This is a genomic window from Psychrobacter celer (assembly GCF_016107555.1).
Taxonomy (GTDB): domain Bacteria; phylum Pseudomonadota; class Gammaproteobacteria; order Pseudomonadales; family Moraxellaceae; genus Psychrobacter; species Psychrobacter celer.
The window spans coordinates 1-22161 of the sequence record NZ_JABASU010000014.1; the positions used below are offsets into that span (position 1 = coordinate 1).

A 22161-nucleotide genomic window follows, 5' to 3' on the forward strand; every position below is an offset into this window, starting at 1 on the left:
CCAAGTTGGTATTGATTTAGGCTGTAAGGATTCAGCAGTCAGTAGTGATGGTGATCAGTTACAAATCAAAGTCACCCATCAATACGCCGAAAAACTGGCCATTGCCCAACGTGCTAAAAACAAAAAACGGGTCCGTGCCATTCACGCCAAGATTAAAAACACCCGCCAAGACTTAATCCATAAATTCACATCAAAGCTTGTTAAAGCCAACAGCTTAATCGTTGTTGGTAAGATTAAATCAACATCATTCACTTCATCCAAACTGGCCAAATCCGTCTATGATACTGGTTGGTTTGAAATTAAACGGCAACTGGATTACAAATGCGCGAACGCAGGTTGCCACTATATCGAAGTCAATGAAGCGTACAGCACCCAAACCTGCTCGTGTTGCGGCTCCCGCCAAGACAGTCCGAAAGGTAGATCAGGTCTTGGTATAAGAGAGTGGTTTTGTCGTTCTTGTAAAACGACCCATAACAGAGATGTTAATGGAGCAAAAAACATTCTCGCGGTCGGGCTTGGCCGTCTTTAGTAGGTATCCCCTCCGTTTAGGGAGGGGAGGAAGTCAAAAATGTAGAACCTATCCTATCTTGGCGCTCAGTCACAGATAGTGGATGGGACTAATCCGTACCAAACTGCTGACGTTTTTTGGCAAAAAAGCGATCCAAGCGATCCATGGCATTTTCTAAGTCATGGATATTGGGCAAAAATACCAAGCGGAAGTGGTCAGGTTTGTCCCAGTTAAACCCGGTGCCTTGTACCATCAGGACATTTTCTTCTACTAGTAGATCCATCATAAAGGCCATGTCGTCTTCGATAGGGTAAACCTCAGGATCCATTTTGGGAAAACAATAAAACGCGCCCTGCGGCATGGTGCAAGAAATGCCTTTAATGGCATTGAGGCGAGTGACGGCCATTTCACGCTGCTTGTACAAGCGCCCCGTCTTTGAGGTCAGCTCTTTCATGCTTTGGTAGCCGCCCATCGCCGTTTGAATCGCGTACTGGCCTTGGACGTTGGAGCACAAACGCATGGACGCCAGCATATCTAAGCCTTCGATAAAGTCGGCGGCGTGTTGCTTTTGTCCTGAAACCAGCATCCAGCCGGCACGAAAGCCTGCGATACGGTGCGACTTTGAGAGACCATTATAGGAGAGTACCAGCACGTCATCCGTCAACGTGCTCATCGGTGTATGCACGGTATCATCATACAGGATACGATCATAAATCTCATCAGCCATGATGATCAGATTATGCGCTTTGGCCACTTCAATAATCTGTCGTAGCAGCTCGTCGCTGTAGAGTGCCCCTGTGGGGTTGTTGGGGTTGATCACGACGATGCCTTTGGTTTTGGGCGTGATTTTAGATTTGATGTCTTCGATATCTGGGTGCCAGTTATCGTCTTCATTACAGCGATAATGGACAGCGGTGCCACCAGCCAGATTTGCAGCGGCCGTCCACAGTGGATAGTCTGGCATCGGAATCAGTACTTCATCTCCATCATTCATCAGCGCCTGCATGGTCATCACAATCAGCTCAGACACGCCGTTGCCCAGATAGACGTCGCGCACATCGACGGCAGAGAGCAGCCCCTTTGATTGATAATATTGCAGCACGGCCTTTCGCGCCGAAAAAATCCCTTGCGAGTCTGAGTAACCAGTCGCCTCTGGCAGGTTCATTGATACGTCGCGCAAAATCTCATGCGGCGCCTCTAGACCGAAGGGCGCAGGGTTGCCAACGTTGAGCTTCAAAATACGTTTGCCTTCTGCTTCCATTTTATTGGCAGTCTGAAGTAGGGGGCCACGAATGTCGTAGCAGACGTTTTGTAATTTGTCAGACTTTTTTATTGTATTCATAAAGGGATCGCTTGTCTGGTTGGTTGATGAAGGAGCTTGTGTCATGGCTGCATCAGCTTGGCTGATCGGTTTTTGGGATTGACTGATATGCTCGTCTAACGCGCGATACTGGCCTCCGGATTGCGCCATCACTACCTCAGGGGCGCTGCTAGGGCATGGCAGCTCTGTATTAGCTGCACTCTCACCGCGCAGCAAATACCCTTCGCTACAGCCCAAAATACGTGCCAATGTCGGCAGCTTGGATGAGACGATACCGTTGGTGCCACGCTCCCAGTTAGAGATAGCGCCGCGACTGACCTTAGCGCCAGCGGCAGTCATCGCTTGGGCTAGCTGCTCGGCGGTCAGCCCTTTATCACGGCGCAGCTGCACCAGTCGCTCAGCCTGAGTGCTCTTTTTATTATTATCAGCCATTACGTTTAAGCCTATATATATGTGGTAGTGCGAGTCTTACGCATCAGTAAATCTGTGATTGCGGCGCATAAATGTTTAATACCTAATGCAAGATATTATTGCATTTCATCTATCAATGCAAGCCGTATCTATTGGTTTATTTTACAATGCAAGAATAACTTGCAAGATATATCTTTAAGCTGTGCCTTGAGTATATCTGTAGCTTTTGCCAAGCTATTCGGTTTTTAAAGCATGACCAATTCGCCTAGCCAATTTGACTATATAAAATATAAGACGCTTATAGGTCGCCAAAGGGAGAAGCGCTGTTTTCTTATCATTTTTATTACAGTGCTCATTAGACTTGAGGGGTAGAATGATATTGTTGTAGTAGAAGCCTTGAATAATGCTGGTTGTATCAACAAATACACAGCATCGTTATTATTATCATGGGCTTAACTGGCTCTGTATTTTGGTAGTTTTATAGCGAGATGGTGTTGTAGCGAGATAATGTTATAGCGATTAATCACAAAAAATCAGACAAAACCGATAAATAAGGATAAACCATGCAAGACAACCAACTTAGTAAAGAAGAAATCAGTCAATTGACCGACGCTGACTGGCGCGAGCGTTTGAGTAGCGAAGAGTATCATGTGATGCGCGAAAAAGGCACGGAGCGTCCGTTTACTGGCGTTTATAATGATGTCAATGACGAAGGTATCTACCGCTGTAAAGGCTGCGGTGCAAAGTTATTCGATGCTGACAACAAGTTTGATGCAGGCTGCGGCTGGCCAAGCTTTGATCAAGGTATCGACAATGCCGCTATCGATGAGCATGAAGACAACTCATTAGGTATGCGCCGCACCGAGGTGACTTGTAGCAACTGCGGCGCGCACTTGGGTCATGTGTTCCCTGATGGACCGCGTGAGACGACAGGTATGCGCTACTGTATCAACTCGGTCTCTATTGATTTGGATAAATCTGCAAAATAACCTGCTTGTATGATTTTACCGCAGAGCGTATGAATGGCATCGCGCCAGCATTTTTTGATATAAAAAAAGTCTTGCTGGTCGTCAATACGGCCAGCAAGTGCCAATTTACCCCGCAGTTTGAAGGGCTAGAGGGGTTGTGCTCGCAGTAATAAAGGTCAGGGTTTTCATAGATATAGTCGATTATCAATAAAACAGATACATTATATGTCAACGTGGAACTGGTATAAATTTTCCTTGCGTGCTGTGCCTGCGCCGCTCGATGCTGCGTAAAATTTATTCCAGTCCCACTGTATCGTTTTTATACTGAACTCACTATAACATGGGATAGTGAGCCACGCTGTGCATCCAAAATGCGTCAATATAAGAAATATCTGTAAATTTTGAAAAATATAAAATCAATAAAAACATAGGTTTGCTGATTGTTTTTTTAAAATAAAAGAAAATCATGAAAAAAAGGCAAAATACCGTTTGACAGCCATGTGTAAATCTATATAATACACACCCACAGAGCGGGGCTTTAGTCAGTCAGCTTCTGTTGGAATTTTCCCTTTAAGGGAGATTCTCTTGCGAAGATAAAGTTGCAGTGCAATTTTTAACGCTTCTCAGGGTGATTAGCTCAGTTGGTAGAGCGTCTGCCTTACACGCAGAATGTCGGCAGTTCGAGCCTGTCATCACCCACCACTTATTAGCAAGTGGGCCTTTATAAAGGCAAGATGCTAAGACGACCTAAGCAGCGGTAGTTCAGTTGGTTAGAATACCGGCCTGTCACGCCGGGGGTCGCGGGTTCGAGTCCCGTCCGCTGCGCCATATTTAAAACGAATTTAAACTCTCAAGTTTAAGCAAGTTTCGCCTCAAACATAACTTTGTTTGAGGTTTTTTTGTGTCTGCAAAAACTGTTGGTAGAAGATCTGTTGGTAAAAGACAAGTATCCATAGCTGATGTATTTGGACTCCACTATACTTGCGCCAGATACAGCTTAACACTCACGGCAAAGCACTCATGATCTCTGATGCGAATGCTGACAGTACCGTCATGGGCTTGGGCGATGGCTTGTACGATAGATAGCCCCAGCCCCGATCCAGCATGCATGTTGGTAGTGGTATGATGACGATGAAAGCGCTCGAACAGCTTATCTGCTGCTGCTTGACTGATAGGCTGCGCCATGCGATTGGTAATGGTGATAATGAGCGCTGACCGATGAGCTGTACTGATGTTAGAGGGTTTGATAGGTTGCAGCTCCGATGGGTCTTCGATGGCAGCGTCGACGCTAATGACGCTGTCACTGGCGGCGTAATGTATGGCGTTTGACATAAGGTTGGCAAACAGTCTTTGTAGCAGACCTTCATCGCCCAATACCACCTCAAAACTGCCTGTTTTTTTAAAGAGTAAGTGGCGGTCTTCGGCTATCAACTCAAAATAATCCAGTAGTTTTATGATCAACTCCTCAGTATTTACTGGCGCAAGCTGTGAGTCATTTAGCCCTTTTTGAGTTTTGGCAAGCAGCAGCATATTATTGATGAGGCTTGATAGCTGTTGGAGTGTGTCGTGCTGATGGTGTAGCTGCTCGATGTACTCTTCCGTATCTCGAGTTTTACTCAGCATGACTTGGGTCTGTGTGCCAAGGGTGGCCAGTGGTGTGCGCAGCTCGTGGGCAATATTGTCCGAAAACCGCAGTAATGAAGCAAAATTACCCTCAAGTTTACTCATCATGAGGTTGTAAGACTCGGCCAAAGGCCGTAGCTCGCGCGGCATGTCACTGACGCTCACTCTTTCATCCAAGCGCTCTGGATTGATGCCTTGCATCTTTTGTACAATGGTGGATAAAGGCGCAAATCCCCAATAGACACTCAGGGCCGCAACAGAAACCAGTAACAACGTAATCGCAAGTAAAATCAGGCTTAGCTGACGATTGAACTGTAAAAGGTACTGGTGATGGACATCGATTGGTAAGGCAATCAAGGCGAGGATCTGCTCGTCTTTGATGAGCACCGCGCGGTAGTTTCGGTCGTTGATTTTGGTGACAAATTGCTGCTCGCGATGCGTTTGCCATAATGACCAAAGGTCAAAGTCCGCGGGCAGCTCATGGGCAAAGCCACTTGGCGCACTGGACAGTCGATGCCCTTGTCTGTCAATCACTAGGATTTTTAGATTATAGTCTGACCATGAGGCGTGCAGGTCATCAGGATAAAGTGGCGCTGAAGACGTAGAGGACAATGGCAAAGTCGCCGTCGTGCGTTCATTGAAATAATCGGCACGTTTGCGCAAATTAAAGGCAGCATGTGTGATGATCTCTGAGTCCATTTGCTCAAAGTGGCCGCTGACCGAGCGTTGTACCCAAATATAAATAACGATTTGGGAGATGACGACAAAGATCGTCAATAAAAAAATCGTACGCCATAATAGTGGTAAGCGCCGATTGTCAAAGCGGTATTTCATCGCGCGTTATCCGTCTCTGCTATGGCAGTATCTGCCGCATCTAAGCGATATCCCATACCGCGCACGGTGTGAATCAGCTTGGTCTCATAGTCATCATCGATTTTGAGCCGTAGGCGTCTGATGGCCACATCGATGACATTGGTATCACTATCAAAATTCATGTCCCATACTTGTGAGGCGATGACAGAGCGCGGGAGCACCTCACCTCGGCGCTCTAATAAAAACTGCAACAAAGCAAACTCTTTGGCCGTCAGCTTAATGGCTGTATCGCCTCTATGCACAGTGCGCTTGGCGATATCCATCTGTAGGTCTGCTATCTGTAATATCGTGCTGTTATAGTCTGCTTGATTGGCGCGGCGCAAGAGGCTTTTTATACGCACGATCAGCTCGGCAAAGGCAAAAGGTTTGGTCAGATAATCATCGCCGCCGATCTCGATGCCTTTGACTTTATCGCTTAACTCGTCTTTTGCGGTCAAAAACAGCACAGGCGTCTGCTTACCGGCAGCGCGATAATTGCGTATCAGCTCAAAGCCGCTGATATCAGGTAACATGACATCCATCAGCACCACGCTATACTCATCGGTCATGAGTGCATGATAGCCATCTAGACCCGTTGTATGATGCTCAACGACAAACCCCGCTTCTGTCAGTCCTTTTTTTATATACTCGCCAAGTTTGATCTCGTCTTCTACCAGTAATACCTTCATCATCCCACCTCGCAGATCAGGTTCATAGCATAAGGCCATACTAAAGGATTCTGTTTGCTATGAACATCGATGGTGGCAAAGATGACAGGATTGTCATCTGCATGTCATCTGCTGGTCAGAATGGGGTCGCTAGTATATAGGCTATGAACGGCATCGGCGGCCGCTGCCTTTATAACGGCTGTTGACTTAGTAAAAGGCCGCCCGCTCTACAGTATTATCTGATACAAGGCAATGGGATAAAAAAGGATAAAAGCATGATGTTTAATACAGACCATAAGCGGTTGGGTGGCGTTGTTTTATTGACGGCGAGCGTTGGGCTGATGGCTTGTAGTCAGCCAGATGTCGATGCAGCTGATAAGCAAACGACGGCGAGCACACAAGTACCAGTAGAGGCTATAAGCCCAGCGTCAAACACAAAGGCATCAGACCTGCAGCCGTCATCCACCATTTTACAAAACGTCTCGGCCACCGTCTACAAAGATGCCAATTGTGGCTGCTGTAAAGAGTGGATCGGTCATGCCGAGGATCATGGTATGACGGCAGATGGTCAAGACGTCACCGACTTAGCGGTATTTAAACAGCGCTACGGCGTACCTAATAATATGCGCTCTTGCCATACTACAGTGACGAGTGATGGCTATGTGTTTGAAGGTCATGTCCCGGCCAAGTACGTGGCACAGTTCCTAAAAAATCCGCCAAGCGAGGCGATTGGCCTTGCGGTGCCGGGTATGCCTATGGGCAGTCCAGGTATGGAGTATCAAAACAGATTTGATCCGTATCGGATCATGCAAATTAACAAAGACGGTAGCAGCACGGTTTATGCACAAATTGAGTCGCCGCAGCAGCAACTATAGTTTGAAGCGTTTTTAGAGATTTTAGTATTTATTAATTCCTTATTACGAGTCATCTTATGAATAATAAAAATACGCTCAACCGCCGTCATTTTTTGACAGGATCGTCCGCCTTGGTAGGGGCGTCCATGTTATCTGGCCTACCAACGATGGCAAATAGTGCGCTTGCGGGCTCGCAAAGCAAGGCGGTCATTAATAGCGATAGACCCGATCATCAAGTGCCTATTTTGACGGGTGATGAGTTCGATCTTTATATCAGCAAAAAGCCTGTTATCGTTAATGGAAAATCCAGTATGGCCACGCTGATTAATGACTCACTACCTGCGCCAACGCTGAAGATGCAAGAGGGCGATACGGTCATCATCCGCGTGCACAATCAGATGAATGAGCCGACTTCTATTCATTGGCATGGTCTGCTCGTACCTTTTGAGATGGACGGTGTGCCGGGTATTAGCTTCGACGGCATCCCTGCCAATAGTACCTTTACTTATAAGTTCAAACTCAAACAATCAGGGACTTATTGGTATCACTCGCATACAGGCTTTCAGGAGCAAACGGGTATGCGCGGCGCGATCGTCATCGAGCCAAAAGCGGTGGAGCGCTATCCGGTGGCAGAAGATCATGTGATTTTGCTCAGTGATTGGACGCACCGTGATCCGCATACGTTACTCAAACTACTCAAACAGCGCGCTGACTTTGATAATTATCATCTACCAGATTTCAAAAAACTCCTTTCTGATATCGCCGCCATCGATATGGAGGCCGCTTTTGATAAGCGCAAGATGTGGAATCAGATGCGTATGATGCCGACTGATTTTAGTGATTTATCGGGTGAGAAAACCTTCACTTATCTGATCAATGGTAAAACCACTGCCGCTAATTGGGCGCAGCTGGTCAAAGCAGGACAGCCGGTCAAGCTGCGTTTTATCAATGGCTCTGCGCAGACGATATTTGATGTGCGCATACCGGGTCTTAAGATAAAAGTCGTTGGCACTGATGGTAACGATGTCGCGCCTGTCGAGGTCGACGATTTTCGCATTGGCGTCGCTGAGACTTACGATGTCATCGTCACGCCAACTAATGACGCCCATACTATCTTTGCGCAAAACATCGATCGCACCGATTATGTGACCGCAACCTTAGCCACTAAAAAAGGCGCGCGCGCTGCCACGCCTAAGATGGACAGCATTGAGTGGCTGACGATGGCCGATATGATGGGGGCGATGGGCGATAAGGGTTATGACGCACACCATGCCAAGACCGAGTATGACTTTAAGACCGATATGCGCGTCGATAGTCCGCGCATGAATCTCGATGATCCTGGGATTAATCTGCGTAACATCGATAGAGAGGTGCTGACGTATAGCCAGCTGCGTTCTGTTGGCAATGAGATTATAAGCGAGCAGAGCAAACCGACTCGCGAGGTTGAGATACATCTAACAGGCAACATGGAGCGCTATATCTGGGCGCTCGATGGCATCATGTTTAAGAATGCGCCGCCTGTCAATATCAAACCGGGCGAGCGCGTGCGTATTACCTTAGTCAATGACACCATGATGAGCCACCCGATGCATCTACATGGTATGTGGAGTGATTTGCGTGCGCCTAATGGCGACTTTCAAGTACGCAAGCATACTATCTTAGTACATCCTGCGCAAAAGGTTAGTTATGATGTGACGGGCGAGGCGGGACGCTGGGCTTGGCATTGCCATCTGCTTTATCACATGGAAGCCGGCATGTTTAGAGAAGTTGCTGTCGTTTAATGAATTGTGGAATGTGAGTTTATTATGAAAACAATTAAAAAAAGTCTGCCATTCATTGGCTTATCATCTGCGGTATTGCTAACGTCACCCTTAGCAGCGGCAGCTGAAATGGACATGTCAAGCATGGATCACAGCAGTATGGACATGTCGGATATGGACCATAGCAGTATGGACATGTCGGATATGGACCATAGCAGTATGGACATGTCGGGCATGGATCACAGCAGCATGGATATGTCGGGCATGGATCACAACAGTATGGATATGTCGGGTATGCAAGGCGGAGAGCCGCCAGCTGATGCGCGTAGCCCTGATTACTCCAATGGCGTAGGTTATGGTGAATTTGGCAAGCCTGTGATGATGGGTAGTTTGCCTACTTGGGGCATATCGGTAGATGATTTAGGCTATCAGTTCGAGGACGATCAAATCAACTTTGAGATAGAGGGTTGGTATGGTGATGATAGTAGCCGTCTTAGATTACGTACTGAAGGTCACGCCGCGACCGAAGATGACAAAGAAATCGATAGTCTAAGCTCGCTTGCTTATTGGCAGCCGCTTGGTGTCTTTTGGAATGGCGAAGCGGGCATCGCTTATAACACTGAAAACGACAAGTCAGCACTGATGGCGGGTATCGTCGGCACTGCGCCTTACTTTATTGAGACTGATGCTAGAGCCTACGTTTATACTGATGGTCAAGTCCAGCTCGATCTTGGTGCAGAATATGAGTGGCGCTTGGATCAGCATTGGGTGGTGATACCTGAAGCTGGGTTAACGGTATTTAGCAAGGATGATACTGACAATAACATTACCAAAGGCTTTAATGATTTAGAAGCTGAAGTTCGGCTCACCTATGAGATGCTTAGTCGTCAGCTGTCCCCTTATGTGGGTTTTAGCTATGAGACAGCGTTAGGAGATACAAGAGACTTACGTCGCCAAAACAACGAAGATGTTGATACTAGTAGCGTCACCGCAGGGGTAAAATTTTGGTTCTAGGTTCCTAGTTCTAAATGCACAAATATCTCATTATTTAGAGTGCTGAGATTAACGTTAGTATGAACCTTGATACTATTACTAACGTGTTAACGACTAAACAAGCACCTTTTAAAAGGTGCTTTTTTGTTAAATTATTATTTAGCTGAATTTAATAAGTATATTAATGGTTTGACTAAGCAACTAAAGATCAATTTTAAATTGGCTTAACCATATAACTATAAAAAAGGAGTAATCGCATGAACAACGATATGAACCATAAGCAAAAAATGAATCCTTATGTCAAATTTGGTCTGATGATTCTGACCTCCACCATCGTCATGTACATCATGATGTACTTTAATACGTATAAATGGGATCACGTCTATTTTAGTGAGACCCGTGCTTATATGGCGCTATATATGGGTGCGATGATGGCCGTTATCATGCTTGCTTTTATGGGTAATATGTATAAAAAAACTAAGGTCAATTTGATGATTTATGGTCTTAGTATCGTGCTATTTGCTTTTGGCTTATGGGGCGTACGCTCACAGCAAACCGTCGATCAGGTGGATTGGATGCAGGCGATGATACCGCACCATTCTATCGCTATTTTGACCAGTGAGCGCGCCGATATTGATGACCCGCGCGTGCGCCAGCTTGCCGATGACATCATCAAAGCGCAAAAGCGCGAAATCGGCGAGATGCAGCAGCTGATAAAAGAGCTAGAGTAGCCGAGCAAAGGCATCGGGTTTGACCGCTAATGTGTCCATATTCGTACTGACTACAACGTTTGCACACTGAGCTATCGGTGAGAATAAAGTGAAGGGAGTATTGAGCATGAAAACAGCAACCGTCTACCGTCTGGTAAAAGCCGATCATGTTTGCCCCTTTGGGTTAAAGGCGCTCGATTTATTGCAGCGTAAAGGCTATGAGATTGAGGACAAACCTTTAAACAATGATGTTGAGACGCAAGCGGTCAAAGAAAAGTTCAATGTCACTACCACCCCGCAAATACTTATTAATGGCGAGCGCGTAGGTGGCTATGATGACCTGCAAACCTACTTTGGTAAAAAGGTTGCTCAAAAGGAGGGCTTTAGCTACACGCCGGTGATTGCCATATTTGCTACCACCGCGCTGGCCAGCCTTTCGCTGACTTGGGGCATGAGCGGTACGCTATTGACGATACAAACGCTTATCTGGTTTATCGCCTTATCGATGATTGTGCTTGCCATTCAAAAGCTACAGGATTTAGAAAGCTTTACCAATCAGTTTTTGGGCTATGATTTATTAGCACGCAAAATTGTGCGCTATGCGTATGTTTATCCTTTCGCCGAGGCTTTTGTCGGTATTGCTATGCTCGCAGGTGTGGCATGGCTGAGTATCATAGCGGCTGTCGTTGCGATAGTTATCGGCGGTATCAATGGTGTCTCGGTGTTCAAAGCAGTGTATATAGACAAGCGTGAGCTTAAATGTGCTTGCGTGGGCGGTAACTCAAATGTACCGCTCGGTTTTGTGTCTTTGACCGAAAACATCATGATGGTCGCTATGGGGATTTATATGCTGGTTAGATTTTTATAATCGTGTTTGTAATCGATTGAATTGATAATAGAAATACAAGCGTTAGGTGTGTTTCTTACGATAATCTGCCACCTACTAAGCAACAAAAAAGGGTACATGCCAGCGCTTGTACCCTTTTTTTGACAGTGGTGTTTTTGTCGATGTATATACGACAGCTTATGCTTATATAGTCGATTCTAAATAAAACAGATACATTATATATCAACGTGGAACTGGTATAAATTTTCCTTGCGTGCTGTGCCTGCGCCGACAGAGGCTGCGTAAAATTTATCCCAGTCCCACTGTATCGTTTTTATACTAAACTCACTATATACCAATAGGCACTTAGCCAAGCACTTGGATATAAGCGCCCGCGCGTAGCTCTTGGAGCCAGTCTTCTTTTGCTTGCGGCGCTAGGCGTTGATACAGGGCTTGACGTGCCATATTGCGGCGATATTCGTCGCTGACGTCTTGCTGACGTTTGCCTTCGACTTGCAGGATATGCCAGCCAAATTGCGTTTTAAAAGGAGCAGAGTAGTCGCCCACGGTGGTGTTTTTCATCATGGCTTCAAATGGGCCTATCATATCGCCTTCACTAACCCAGTCCAAATCGCCGCCACGTCCGGCAGAGCCTGGATCATCTGAGTAGGTCGAGGCCAAGCTTGCAAAGTCAGCGCCACCGCGTAGCTGCTCATATAGGTCATTGATTTTTTGCTCTGCAAGGGCGTCTGTCTGCAGCTCATCGACTTTGACGAGGATATGACGAGTATGCCACTGCGGTACTAGCATGGTATCACTGGCTTTTTTGTCAGCCAGTTTAATGATATCGATACCCTCTGGTGTGATGAGCGGTGCACTGACAGCGCCTACATCGAGTTTGGTAATCTCGCTAGATAGTTCTGTCGGTAGAGATGCTGCTTTATGGAAGCCCATATCGCCACCTTGGAGCGGGATAGGGTAGCTGCCTTGACTGGCGGCGATGGCCTCTGTGACATCGACATTTGGCGTAAGCAGGCGCGTACGTAGGGCTTGAGCGACTTTTAGTGCTTCTTCGCGCTGCGCCTCAGATAGGCGGCTATAGTCGTCCATATAAGGCACGCGCACATGAATGGTTTGGTATTCACTTTGGTTTAGGCGTTTGGCTTCAGGTGAGGCCAAAAATGCATCGATGTCTTGCTCACTGATGCGTACGCGGCTACTGATTTGGCGCTGCTGCAATGCCTGAATAGCGGCGTCTTCGATCAGTTGCGCGCGCAGAGCAGCATAGCTACCAGGTTGGGCGGCATCTAGGCGCTGTTGCAAGGCTGCGATACTATTTAAGCCTTCAGCCTGTGCGATTTGGCCAAGACGCTGATTGATGGCCGCGTCGTCGGGCGTCAGGCCGATGCGTTTGACCATCGATAGTTGTAACTCACGCAAGATAAGGGCGTTTAGTACTTCAGACTGTAGCTGTGCTGAGTTGGCTATCGGCTCGCCCGCGGCTTGGACGCGCGCCTGAGTTTGCTGAATGGCCTCAACCAACTCGCTTTTTAAGATAGCGTTTTCATTGACCAAAGCGATGATGCCGTCGGTACTGTTTGCTGGTGTTAAACGACTGGTGCTGGTTGGATCAGCAGCTTGGACGCTCGCAGGCTTGACGGTTGCCGCTTGAGCACTCAAAGTGAGCGCAAGGCTGGCACCCATAGATAGCAGTACCGCGCGGCTGGTCTGACGTACAGAAAAAAATCTCATGATGCTCCTCATCAATGTCATCGCATCGGATGGTAGTCGGTTAACTCTACCCAATACACTTAATAATCAAATAATAGACAGGGTTGTCCCTAAAAGCCTAAAAATACAGGGTTATAAATATCGGTACCATTGCCCCGCAGTATCATTGCTGCGTTACATAGTACCTATCATGTCTTAGTCTTTCCAAGCGTTTTGTACAGGCTCAAAACCTAAGATTTTGTCAGAGAGCAGGCGGGTCAAACGGCTGCTACCACTGCCCAAACCATTTAGTCTAATCTCAGCCATCACCGCTTGGGTTGGTTCGTCCTTTACATTGAGGTCATTATAGTAACGACGACCATAAACTGCAAAACCAAAACAGCAGTCTTCGTAATCGACACCGACTAAAGAGTCGAGCATTTTATCACGGTTATAATCGTATTGACCCTGTGCCAATACTCGCCAATTGTTGTTGATAGGAAAAATGGCGGAGGCGGTAAAGGCAGACAACGGCAGTTGATCGGTGTTTTCGTCACGTTGACGCTTGACAAACCCGACGTTAAACAAACTATTGTCCGACGGCTGATAACGCAGCTCAGTGGTCACATAGTTTAGGTCATAGTCATTGGTCAAAGCGCCGCTGACATCGACCCAAAAGTTGTTATAAGGCTGCGTACTGGTATTCCACACCATCCCAGAAGACGAAGAGGTAAAGACTGGCTGCTCATTCTCTAAGGTTACGCGTCCATTGTCGATATAAAACTGCTCTGCAATGCTACCATCAAAACGTGTCACACCCGTTGCATCGATGTAACGATAATTTATACCCGGCGTGATGGCGTGCAAATCTTGCAGACGATCGTGACCTAAAAACCAACTGTCAGAAAATAACTGTTCATAGTTGATAGAGGCAATACGGGTGTTGAAGTTTGGGATGTCGTTTTGATCTTTGTATGGTGAGTAGGTGTACTTTAAGCGCGGGCTGAGCAAACGGTAACCGCCCATGGTCTCATCAAACGCGCCAAATGGTGAGCCTGCTTGATAGAAGTTCAGTCCAGCGTCGATACTGGCCTGCGGTACAAAGACTGACTGGCTACCATCTTCTTTACTCAGCTGTTTGTCTGCCAAGCTGTCTTCGTCATAAGACGTATACAGGTGCTGGAGGCTCAGCTTGGGTTTGACATAGCCCCATGAGCTTTCGATAGGGTAGACGGCGCTAATTTTATTATAAAGACGTGTGCCGCTTTTTTCGTTTTCTGAGCCATCATCGATGGATTTTTTGAAATAAGCGGAGTCATGGACACCAGTTATATCAAAATTATTAGCGGTGGGCAGGCGATAATTTACGCTTAGCTGTGGTAAGCGTGAGTACGGTTTGTCCTTATCTTGCAACGCCTCGCCATCACCATTGAACGCATCGAGCGTCTGAAAAGTCTCAACTTTTAGCTCGCCGCTGACATAGTCGTTATAGTAGTTTAGGCGCGCCCGTCTTGGTAAGTTTACTGTACTATCAGATAAGCCAAGCGTATCAAAATCATCGAGATAATCTGAGTCTGATACGTAGCTGTATTTGGCATCGCCACTCAACCGCGGAATGCTCTTAGAAGACCATGCATGATCATAAAAAAAGCTACTGCGATCTTCATCACCATACTCTCGATCGTTTGGCAAATAAGAGCCATTAAAGATACCTTCGCCGTAGTTTTCGGTCAAATAACGAAACTCACCTGATAGCATAGGGTTGCGATCGGTATAGATGTGCGTGTTGAGCGTGGCATCATAGTTGGGCGCTAAGTTAAAATAATAAGGCACATCAACTTCTAAGCCGTTTTCACTACTGACACTGGCGCTGGGTAACAAAAACCCGCTGCTACGCCGACTGTCGATCGGGAAGTTAAAATAAGGCAAGTAAAATACGGGCACATCGGCGACACGAAAAGTCGTATTATATGCCTCGCCGCGACCAGTATCGGTATCTAAATCGATGCTTTTGGCGTCAAATTGCCATTTGCGATTGGTCGGTGGGCAGGTGCTAAACATCACCTCATCGAGCTCATACTGCGTCTCATTGGGTCTGTTTAGCTGCTTGGCATAGCCGTGAGCTTGTAATTCGACACTGGCAAACGCCACGTCTTTGGCGGTGGATTGGCCTGTTTCGGTGTTGTAATTGAGGCTATCGGCCACCCCGATGAGGCCGCCTTGCGTCGCTTTGTCTGTCAAATTGACTTGGGTTTGGTTTGCCTTGCGCTGCGCTGCTCGGCTGCCAGTTGCCTTGTCCGTAAACATGACTTTACCTTGCGCTGCCGCCACCCCGCTGCCCAAATCCAGCAATACTTTGTCAGCTTCGATATGCTGGCTGCCTTGATTGATAATGACATTGCCTGATAGCTCAGCATAGTCGACATTGTCATAATAGCCGTAGTCTGACTCTGAAAATAGCGGCGCTTGCTGGTTTGGTATCTCACTGACATTCGGTGCGGTTTGTCCATTGATGCCGCCTGCTTCATTGACTGCCCGCTGATAATTGGGGTTGCTTTTAGGATAGACCCATTGACCCTCACAGCGCTGGGCACTATCGATCGCTCTAGGTAGCAGCTCTAGATTGCGGCCAACCTTTGGAATGGTTTGTGCACTCGGCGTGAGCGCCTCTGGTAGCGCATTTGTCTCATCGTCTGGCAGACTCATGCTGCTATTGGTGTTTGGTGCCGCTGTCTCAGTCTCAGTCTCAGGTGTAAGCTCATAAAACTCAGCCAACCGTTTGAGGCTGTCTTGAATACTCTCGTCGCTGTTAGTGATATCAGTGTCATTACTATCGTTATGGGTATCAGCGCCAGCGTTGTTGTGGATACTGTTACTGGTATCAACCTCAGGATTGGCATGGTGAGCCATAGTGGCTGTGGTATCGATATCTAGAGTGCTGGCCACTTGCTCAGGCGTTTGCAGGGAGGTATTGTTGGTGCCGGCAGGCTCATCAAAAAATGTAACGCCGCCATACTGCGCATCGAGCGTGTCGGGTATCGCAGGGGCTGGCACAAATGCTGGCGGCAAGGCAGAGCCTGAGACGCTACTGTCGTCATTGCTATTGCCGTCGATATTGATCGCTGTTGTCCCCAGTGACGGGCTTGGCGTACTGTCGCTATCGCTCGATGTATGGGCATTTTTTGCACGGGCATTGTTTACAGTCGGATTTTTTGCGCTGGGCGTAAGAGCGCTTTGAGGATAACGGATATCTTGGTCAAAAGCATGGTGGGTGTCCTTTGCCGCGCGACTGGTAGACTGATTTGCTGCTAGATAAGCAGGACGGTGCGCGCTATCCGCAGACAGTGGCTTGGTCGTTTGTGTCTGTGGTTCTGCCTCGCTGAGTGCGGCATTGACCGCAAGGCTCGATAAACCTAACGCGCCAAATAAGATCAAACGAATGCTTTGGTAGAGCGAAGAATATAGCAAGGGCACACCTATGATTGCAGAGCCGGTTAGATTGCGATACGTAATTGAGTGGCCGTATCTTTTAGGTACTGTCATACATCAGCGCCGACAGATTGAGCTTATTATGCTAAATGGTGTCAACAGTCAGGCGGTTTTACATATAATGACGACTAATCATAGTCAAAAAAAACCAAATCAGCTACACTATTTACCAAAAATTATAAGATGAGCACAGGCTGCTGCATTTATGCTCAGCAATAGCCATCGTGCCACACGCGCGCTTATCTACTGATAAAAGCGATGATGACCAAGATAGGCGTCACTATTTTAGCAAGGTTTTGCCAGACTTATCACTACTTTAGTTGTTGACCACCGACATTTACTTTTTTATAACCGATAATACGATTTTAGAGAGCCCTATGACCCAGCCGCTACCCAACAGCCGCCAGCAGCAATTGCACGACTGGCTACAAGCAGTCTTTACAGAGCAGACCTTTGATTTACAGAGTCTGCCAGGAGATGCCAGCGCGCGTCAGTATCATCGCCTGCAGCTGACAACAGAGCCTCAATCGCAAGCGGCACGTTATATTGTCATGGATTCGGCTGATGAACAAGACGCTATGCGTCAGTTTATCAATGTCGCCAAATTGATGGCACCTGTGATCAATGTACCAACGCTGATCGCGCAGGATGTGGCAAAAGGCTTTTTGGTGTTACAAGACTTTGGTACGGTAGAGTTTGCTCATTTGCTGGTTAAAGCCACACCCGAGCAAGTCGATCGCCATTATCAGCTGGCCATGCAGACGTTGGCCGCATTACAAACACTCTCTGTTGAACAAGAAACATCTGAGTATCAGCTGCCTGATTATGACAGTGCACTGCTAGACCGAGAGATGGATTTGTTTAGTGAATGGTTTATGCCATATATCGGCGTGGCAGTTGATCCAAAGCTGTGGCATGCGCTAAAAGCGGTATTGATACAAGAGATTTTGCAGCAGCCAGCAGTCGTCGTCCATCGCGATTATCACAGCCGCAACTTGATGCAAGATCAAGCCGATCACTCACGCTTGGGGGTAATTGATTTTCAAGATGCGGTGATTGGCGCTTATACTTATGATTTGGTATCGCTGCTGCGAGATGCTTATGTGGAGTGGTCTGAGCCGCAGATATCTGCATGGACACGTGATTTTTGGCAATTACAAAAGCAAGCAGGTGTGAGCACAGCTGCCGATATCGCGCAGTTTGAAAACGATATGAATGTCATGGGTGTCCAGCGCCATCTAAAGGTGCTGGGAATCTTTGTCCGCCTATCGCAGCGCGATGGCAAAGACCGCTATTTGGCCGATATTCCGAAAGTGATGCGCGATTTTATGGTTGAGCTAGAATGGTTGGAGGCGCATGGCAGCCTGCAGATGCAGCAAGCGGTGGCACCTTTTAATGACTATCTAAGAGAGCACATATTGCCAGCGTATCAGCGTCAGTTTGTGCAGCAATATATTTAGGCCATTTTTAGCCCATTTAAATAACTATCGAGTGAATTGAAGGCACACCCTAGGCAGTATTTAGCAGTATTTAAAAGCAATAACAAAAACAAAAACACGGAGCGCACATGTCTAAGACCAACCAAGCAACGATTACCCAAGCAATGATTTTGGCAGCTGGCAAGGGTACGCGTCTGCGGCCGCTGACCTTAGAGACTCCTAAGCCTTTGGTAGAAGTGGGCGGTCAGCCGCTGATCGTCTGGCATATCAAGGCACTACGAGCGGCTGGTATTACCGACATCACCATCAACGCCTCATGGCTCGCCGATACCCTGGTAGAGAGGTTGGGTGACGGGGCACAATATGGCGTGACCCTGCATTGGTCGGTCGAAAGCGATGAGCCACTGGAGACGGCAGGAGGGATATTTCAGGCACTGCAGGCAGCCAAGCTACGAGATGAGCCGTTTATTTTAGTCAACTCGGATGTGTGGACGACTTACGATTTTTCGCAACTGATTGATTATAAGCTGGGGGCGGACCAGCGCGCGCATCTATTGCTGATTGACAATCCAGAGCATAATAGTGGCGGAGATTTCGCCATTAACAATGGTCTTGCCAGCGAGCAGCCGATTGATAATGCGGACAAATATACCTTTGCTGGTATCAGCGTGATGTCGCCAAGACTGGTCGATGGGTTGGCCTCAGGTCAGCCAGCGGCCCTAGCACCGCTGCTCAAGCAGGCGATGATGAAGTTTCAAATCACCGCCGAGGTGATAGCAGATAACTGGATAGACGTTGGCACACCTGAACGTTTGGCGCAAGTCAATGAGTTTATCGATGATAAAGGAGCCGCCAGTCATCAAGGCGCTTAGCGCTCACTGTCTATAGGACAATAAAAAAGCAGCGACCATTTATGGCGCTGCTTTTTGGTTTGTTAGGGCACGATAAGCCATAAAGAGTGGGTTACCCAACGCTAGGCACCTATGAGCTAGACACCCATAGCCAGCTTAATCAATTGGGCAATGGTAAAAATCACCAAAAAACCCGCGATATATAGACCAATAAACCATGCCCATTGTGATTGCTTTTTACTGAGCTTTTTCATATTCGTCTCCTATCTTTTTATAGATATGCCATACGAGCGGGCGTAGTGACCGCCACCTTTTGCGGTAGCCTGTCACTTTTTAGCTGTCATTTTTCTGGTGCTACTTGTTTCTCATACTACTTGTTTCTCATGCTACTTGTGCTGACTTAGCACATATACTACGCCTAGTACATATGCTCATGATCTGTCTTGCCCTTAAAAGTATAGTAGGCAAAAGCGGTATAACTTAAGATAATCGGTAGCATGATAGCGGCCCCAATCAGCATAAAGGATAGCGAGGTGTCCGCTGCTGCTGCTTCATAAATCGTCATTTCATACGGGACGATATAAGGGAAAACGGCAAAACAGACCCCGATATAACCCATCAAAAATAACGCCACCGTCAAGAGAAATGGGCGATATTCACGCTCCGTCTTTAAATCTTTACGCATCAAAAAGAATAAGAGCAGCACGATAATCGGCATGGGTGCCAAATATAGCAAGCCTGGGAAGCTAAACCAGCCCTCAAGCGCCTTGATATCAGAAAAATACATAAAGCCTGTGACGACGACCATTGCGATGATCAGTGCCAATAGCATCCAGCCTGAAACCTTGCGTGCCCATACTTGTAAAGTGTGCTCGGTTTTGATAATGAGCCACGTAGAGCCAAGTAGCGCATAGCCGATAATCATGGCAATACCGCAAATGATAGAAAAAGGTGTGAACCAATCAAAAGGCCCGCCTGTATAGAGACGATTGCTTGCCTCAATCCCTTGTATCAACGCGCCCAACATCAGCCCTTGGCAAAAAGTCGCCACCACGGAGCCGATAAAGAAAAAACTGTCCCATACGTGACGACGTGAGGAGGCTTTAAAACGAAACTCAAACGCCACGCCGCGCATGATCAGGCCAAACAGCATAAAAATGACCGGCAGATACAAGCCTGTCATGATAATGCCATAAGCGACTGGGAAGGCTGCGAATAAACCGCCACCGCCCAGTACCAGCCACGTCTCGTTGCCATCCCAAAAAGGCGCGATAGAGTTCATCATGCGGCTACGGTTTTTGTCTGAGCCTGCAAAAGGAAATAAAATCCCGCAGCCTAAATCAAAACCATCAAGCAACACATAAATAAAGACAGATAAGGCAATCAAGCCACCCCAGATCAAAGGTAAGTCTAATACATCACCGTAGTTAAACATTAGCGTAACCCTCCATCATCGACATCATCAGCAGGTGTATCGATATTTTCTTTTGTACTTTGATCAGGACTGCTATCACCGCTTAGTGTCCGTCCCTGACTTTCTGTGACTGAGTGCTCATAGAAGTTGTCCTCAGCGGGATCTTCAAACGGTTTTGGCCCCTGCGCGATCAGTCGCAAGATATAAAAACTCCCTGCGCCAAAGACAAACACATAAAGCACAATAAAACCAATCAGTGTCGTGGCGACTTGCTGAGCGGCGAGGGGTGACATACTCTCAGCTGTACGTATCACGCCATATACCGTCCATGGCTGACGTCCTGTTTCGGTGACAAACCAACCAGCCAGCAGTGCGATAAAACCAAGCGGCGTCATCATCATCCAAGCACGGTGAAACCAGACACTTTGGGGGTCATACTGTTGTTTTTTAAAGTATTTATACAGACTAAATAAGCCGACCAACACCATGAGCGTGCCAATACCGACCATAATACGAAACGCCCAAAATACAATAGCCACAGGGGGCTGATCTTCAGGTGCCCAGTTTTTGAGACCCTTAACCTCACCATCAAACGAATGGGTGAGAATCAAGCCTGAAACATAAGGGATGGCTACCTCGTACTTATTGGTTTGGTTTTCTTGATCAGGCAACGCAAACAAGCGCAGAGCCGCGCCGCGCTCATCTTCCCAGATACCTTCCATAGCAGCGATTTTGGCTGGCTGATGCTCTAGGGTGTTAAGACCGTGCTCATCACCAATCAACACCTGTGCTGGCGCGACAAATATCGCCATAATCATCGCCATACCTAACATGACACGGCCATGCTGACGGTGCTCTTTGTGCTTTTTAGACTGCAGATAGTAAGCACCGATACCGCCAACGACAAAGGCGGTGGTCAAAAACGCCGCCGTCATCATATGGGCATAACGGTAAGGAAAGGAGGGGTTAAAGATAATCTCAAACCAGTTGGTAGGATATAAGATGCCATCCGCGCCCAGCATAAAGCCCTGCGGCGTCTGCATAAAGCTGTTGGCAGACAAAATCCAAAATCCTGAAATTAGCGTACCGATGGCAACAATGGCTGTCGAAGCAAAGTGCATCCGCTTACTCACGCGGCCCCAGCCAAACAGCATAATCCCTAAAAAGGACGCCTCTAAGAAAAACGCGGTCAATACCTCATAGGCAAGTAGGGGACCTAAAACGTTACCAGCCTTGTCCGAAAACACCGCCCAGTTGGTACCGAACTGGTAGGACATCACCACGCCCGAGACCACCCCCATACCAAAGACCACGGCAAATATTTTGACCCAATGCTTATAGACTTCAGCATAAATAGGCTCGCCGGTCTTTAACCAACGGAACTCAAGCACCGTCAGCCAGCTGGCCAGACCAATAGAAAAGGCGGGGAAAACAATATGAAATGAGATAACAAAAGCGAATTGGATACGCGCCAGCATCAGCGCATCGAGCTGGTCAATCATAAACGTAGCGAACATAAACGGTTACCCTTATCTGTTAGCTGAATAGCGCAGGCTTCCCTCAAACGCTCAAATAACAGTCTGCATACTGTCTTTATTTATATATAGGCAGTAGGCAGATTGTGTTTCAGTATGGATTAGCGCGCGACCTAAATGATACATGGTGGCTAAGCTAACGACTGTTTAGCTGAATTAAGTAATTTACATCCTTATAAATTAATACATGACTGTTATGTGCTTTCAATATATTATGCGCCTCCCTCGG

At 47.2% G+C, this 22161-nt stretch carries 16 protein-coding genes, 2 tRNA genes and 2 pseudogenes; 12 read left to right on the forward strand and 8 right to left on the reverse strand.

Annotated features, from left to right (window positions below; genetic code table 11):
* Nucleotides 1-549: pseudogene (locus JFC05_RS07785) on the forward strand (RNA-guided endonuclease InsQ/TnpB family protein); the annotation flags it as partial.
* A gap of 68 nt (nucleotides 550-617) precedes the next feature.
* On the opposite strand, the gene JFC05_RS07790 reads toward JFC05_RS07785, so the two are convergent.
* Complete coding sequence (locus JFC05_RS07790; protein ID WP_198336466.1) at nucleotides 618-2261, reverse strand: aminotransferase class I/II-fold pyridoxal phosphate-dependent enzyme; 1644 nt, start codon at nucleotides 2259-2261, stop codon at nucleotides 618-620.
* Nucleotides 2262-2803: 542 nt separating this feature from the next.
* On the opposite strand from JFC05_RS07790, the gene msrB reads away from it, so the two are divergent.
* The 4 genes and pseudogenes from msrB (at nucleotide 2804) to JFC05_RS07810 (ending at nucleotide 4036) form a co-directional block, all read left to right on the forward strand.
* Complete coding sequence (msrB, locus tag JFC05_RS07795) at nucleotides 2804-3229, forward strand: peptide-methionine (R)-S-oxide reductase MsrB (RefSeq protein WP_100749890.1); 426 nt, start codon at nucleotides 2804-2806, stop codon at nucleotides 3227-3229.
* A pseudogene (locus JFC05_RS07800) lies at nucleotides 3226-3366 on the forward strand (glutathione peroxidase); the annotation flags it as partial. The gene msrB and the pseudogene JFC05_RS07800, both read left to right, overlap by 4 nt.
* 468 nt (nucleotides 3367-3834) lie before the next feature.
* Nucleotides 3835-3910: transfer RNA gene (locus tag JFC05_RS07805), tRNA-Val, on the forward strand.
* Between the two features lie 49 nt (nucleotides 3911-3959).
* Nucleotides 3960-4036: transfer RNA gene (locus JFC05_RS07810), tRNA-Asp, on the forward strand.
* 147 nt (nucleotides 4037-4183) lie between these two features.
* Here JFC05_RS07810 and JFC05_RS07815 read toward each other — a convergent pair.
* Nucleotides 4184-5665, reverse strand: a complete 1482-nt coding sequence (locus JFC05_RS07815) for an ATP-binding protein (protein ID WP_198336467.1) — start codon at nucleotides 5663-5665, stop codon at nucleotides 4184-4186.
* Complete coding sequence (locus JFC05_RS07820; protein WP_198336501.1) at nucleotides 5662-6372, reverse strand: heavy metal response regulator transcription factor; 711 nt, start codon at nucleotides 6370-6372, stop codon at nucleotides 5662-5664. The genes JFC05_RS07815 and JFC05_RS07820 overlap by 4 nt, the downstream gene beginning before the upstream one ends.
* A 257-nt stretch (nucleotides 6373-6629) precedes the next feature.
* On the opposite strand from JFC05_RS07820, the gene JFC05_RS07825 reads away from it, so the two are divergent.
* The 5 genes from JFC05_RS07825 to JFC05_RS07845 all read left to right on the forward strand — a co-directional run bounded on the left by JFC05_RS07825 (nucleotide 6630) and on the right by JFC05_RS07845 (nucleotide 11536).
* The gene (locus JFC05_RS07825) at nucleotides 6630-7226 is read left to right on the forward strand and encodes a DUF411 domain-containing protein (RefSeq protein ID WP_420850567.1); all 597 of its coding nucleotides are present in this window, start codon (nucleotides 6630-6632) and stop codon (nucleotides 7224-7226) included.
* 56 nt (nucleotides 7227-7282) lie between these two features.
* Nucleotides 7283-8986, forward strand: a complete 1704-nt coding sequence (locus JFC05_RS07830; protein WP_198336469.1) for a copper resistance system multicopper oxidase — start codon at nucleotides 7283-7285, stop codon at nucleotides 8984-8986.
* A 24-nt stretch (nucleotides 8987-9010) separates the two neighbouring features.
* Nucleotides 9011-9979, forward strand: a complete 969-nt coding sequence (locus JFC05_RS07835) for a copper resistance protein B (RefSeq protein WP_198336470.1) — start codon at nucleotides 9011-9013, stop codon at nucleotides 9977-9979.
* 236 nt (nucleotides 9980-10215) lie between these two features.
* Nucleotides 10216-10689 carry a DUF305 domain-containing protein gene (locus JFC05_RS07840; RefSeq protein WP_198336471.1) on the forward strand — a complete coding sequence of 158 codons (474 nt, stop codon included), beginning with the start codon at nucleotides 10216-10218 and terminating at the stop codon, nucleotides 10687-10689.
* 106 nt (nucleotides 10690-10795) lie between these two features.
* Nucleotides 10796-11536, forward strand: a complete 741-nt coding sequence (locus JFC05_RS07845) for a MauE/DoxX family redox-associated membrane protein (RefSeq protein ID WP_198336472.1) — start codon at nucleotides 10796-10798, stop codon at nucleotides 11534-11536.
* A gap of 324 nt (nucleotides 11537-11860) precedes the next feature.
* Here the strand turns inward: JFC05_RS07845 and JFC05_RS07850 are convergent, their stop codons facing one another.
* Both JFC05_RS07850 and lptD read right to left on the reverse strand, forming a co-directional pair.
* A complete protein-coding gene (locus JFC05_RS07850) occupies nucleotides 11861-13246 on the reverse strand; it encodes a peptidylprolyl isomerase (RefSeq protein ID WP_198336473.1) in 1386 nt (461 codons plus the stop codon).
* 174 nt (nucleotides 13247-13420) lie between these two features.
* Nucleotides 13421-16672 carry an LPS assembly protein LptD gene (gene lptD, locus JFC05_RS07855; protein ID WP_198336474.1) on the reverse strand — a complete coding sequence of 1084 codons (3252 nt, stop codon included), beginning with the start codon at nucleotides 16670-16672 and terminating at the stop codon, nucleotides 13421-13423.
* Nucleotides 16673-17070: 398 nt separating this feature from the next.
* On the opposite strand from lptD, the gene JFC05_RS07860 reads away from it, so the two are divergent.
* Nucleotides 17071-18153, forward strand: coding sequence for an aminoglycoside phosphotransferase family protein (locus tag JFC05_RS07860; RefSeq protein WP_198336475.1), 1083 nt, complete (start codon nucleotides 17071-17073; stop codon nucleotides 18151-18153).
* Between the two features lie 107 nt (nucleotides 18154-18260).
* A complete protein-coding gene (gene murU / locus JFC05_RS07865) occupies nucleotides 18261-19004 on the forward strand; it encodes an N-acetylmuramate alpha-1-phosphate uridylyltransferase MurU (protein WP_198336476.1) in 744 nt (247 codons plus the stop codon).
* 116 nt (nucleotides 19005-19120) lie between these two features.
* On the opposite strand, the gene JFC05_RS12970 is transcribed toward murU, so the two are convergent.
* The 3 genes from JFC05_RS12970 to JFC05_RS07875 all read right to left on the reverse strand — a co-directional run bounded on the left by JFC05_RS12970 (nucleotide 19121) and on the right by JFC05_RS07875 (nucleotide 21914).
* Nucleotides 19121-19237 (reverse strand): DUF2474 domain-containing protein, encoded by a 117-nt coding sequence (locus JFC05_RS12970; RefSeq protein ID WP_372046312.1) that lies wholly within the window; start codon nucleotides 19235-19237, stop codon nucleotides 19121-19123.
* Nucleotides 19238-19401: 164 nt separating this feature from the next.
* Nucleotides 19402-20418, reverse strand: a complete 1017-nt coding sequence (gene cydB, locus JFC05_RS07870; RefSeq protein ID WP_192993834.1) for a cytochrome d ubiquinol oxidase subunit II — start codon at nucleotides 20416-20418, stop codon at nucleotides 19402-19404.
* Nucleotides 20418-21914: a cytochrome ubiquinol oxidase subunit I gene (locus tag JFC05_RS07875; protein ID WP_227697469.1), complete on the reverse strand. Its 1497-nt coding sequence runs from the start codon at nucleotides 21912-21914 to the stop codon at nucleotides 20418-20420. The genes cydB and JFC05_RS07875 overlap by 1 nt, the downstream gene beginning before the upstream one ends.
* Between the last annotated feature and the right edge of the window lie 247 nt (nucleotides 21915-22161).

Coding starts and splice junctions, on each gene's coding strand:
- JFC05_RS07790 (WP_198336466.1), bottom strand. CDS start 2,261: ATGGCTGATAATAATAAAAAGAGCACTCAGGCTGAGCGACTGGTGCAG.
- msrB (WP_100749890.1), top strand. CDS start 2,804: ATGCAAGACAACCAACTTAGTAAAGAAGAAATCAGTCAATTGACCGAC.
- JFC05_RS07815 (WP_198336467.1), bottom strand. CDS start 5,665: ATGAAATACCGCTTTGACAATCGGCGCTTACCACTATTATGGCGTACG.
- JFC05_RS07820 (WP_198336501.1), bottom strand. CDS start 6,372: ATGAAGGTATTACTGGTAGAAGACGAGATCAAACTTGGCGAGTATATA.
- JFC05_RS07825 (WP_420850567.1), top strand. CDS start 6,630: ATGTTTAATACAGACCATAAGCGGTTGGGTGGCGTTGTTTTATTGACG.
- JFC05_RS07830 (WP_198336469.1), top strand. CDS start 7,283: ATGAATAATAAAAATACGCTCAACCGCCGTCATTTTTTGACAGGATCG.
- JFC05_RS07835 (WP_198336470.1), top strand. CDS start 9,011: ATGAAAACAATTAAAAAAAGTCTGCCATTCATTGGCTTATCATCTGCG.
- JFC05_RS07840 (WP_198336471.1), top strand. CDS start 10,216: ATGAACAACGATATGAACCATAAGCAAAAAATGAATCCTTATGTCAAA.
- JFC05_RS07845 (WP_198336472.1), top strand. CDS start 10,796: ATGAAAACAGCAACCGTCTACCGTCTGGTAAAAGCCGATCATGTTTGC.
- JFC05_RS07850 (WP_198336473.1), bottom strand. CDS start 13,246: ATGAGATTTTTTTCTGTACGTCAGACCAGCCGCGCGGTACTGCTATCT.
- JFC05_RS07860 (WP_198336475.1), top strand. CDS start 17,071: ATGACCCAGCCGCTACCCAACAGCCGCCAGCAGCAATTGCACGACTGG.
- murU (WP_198336476.1), top strand. CDS start 18,261: ATGTCTAAGACCAACCAAGCAACGATTACCCAAGCAATGATTTTGGCA.
- JFC05_RS12970 (WP_372046312.1), bottom strand. CDS start 19,237: ATGAAAAAGCTCAGTAAAAAGCAATCACAATGGGCATGGTTTATTGGT.
- cydB (WP_192993834.1), bottom strand. CDS start 20,418: ATGTTTAACTACGGTGATGTATTAGACTTACCTTTGATCTGGGGTGGC.
- JFC05_RS07875 (WP_227697469.1), bottom strand. CDS start 21,914: ATGTTCGCTACGTTTATGATTGACCAGCTCGATGCGCTGATGCTGGCG.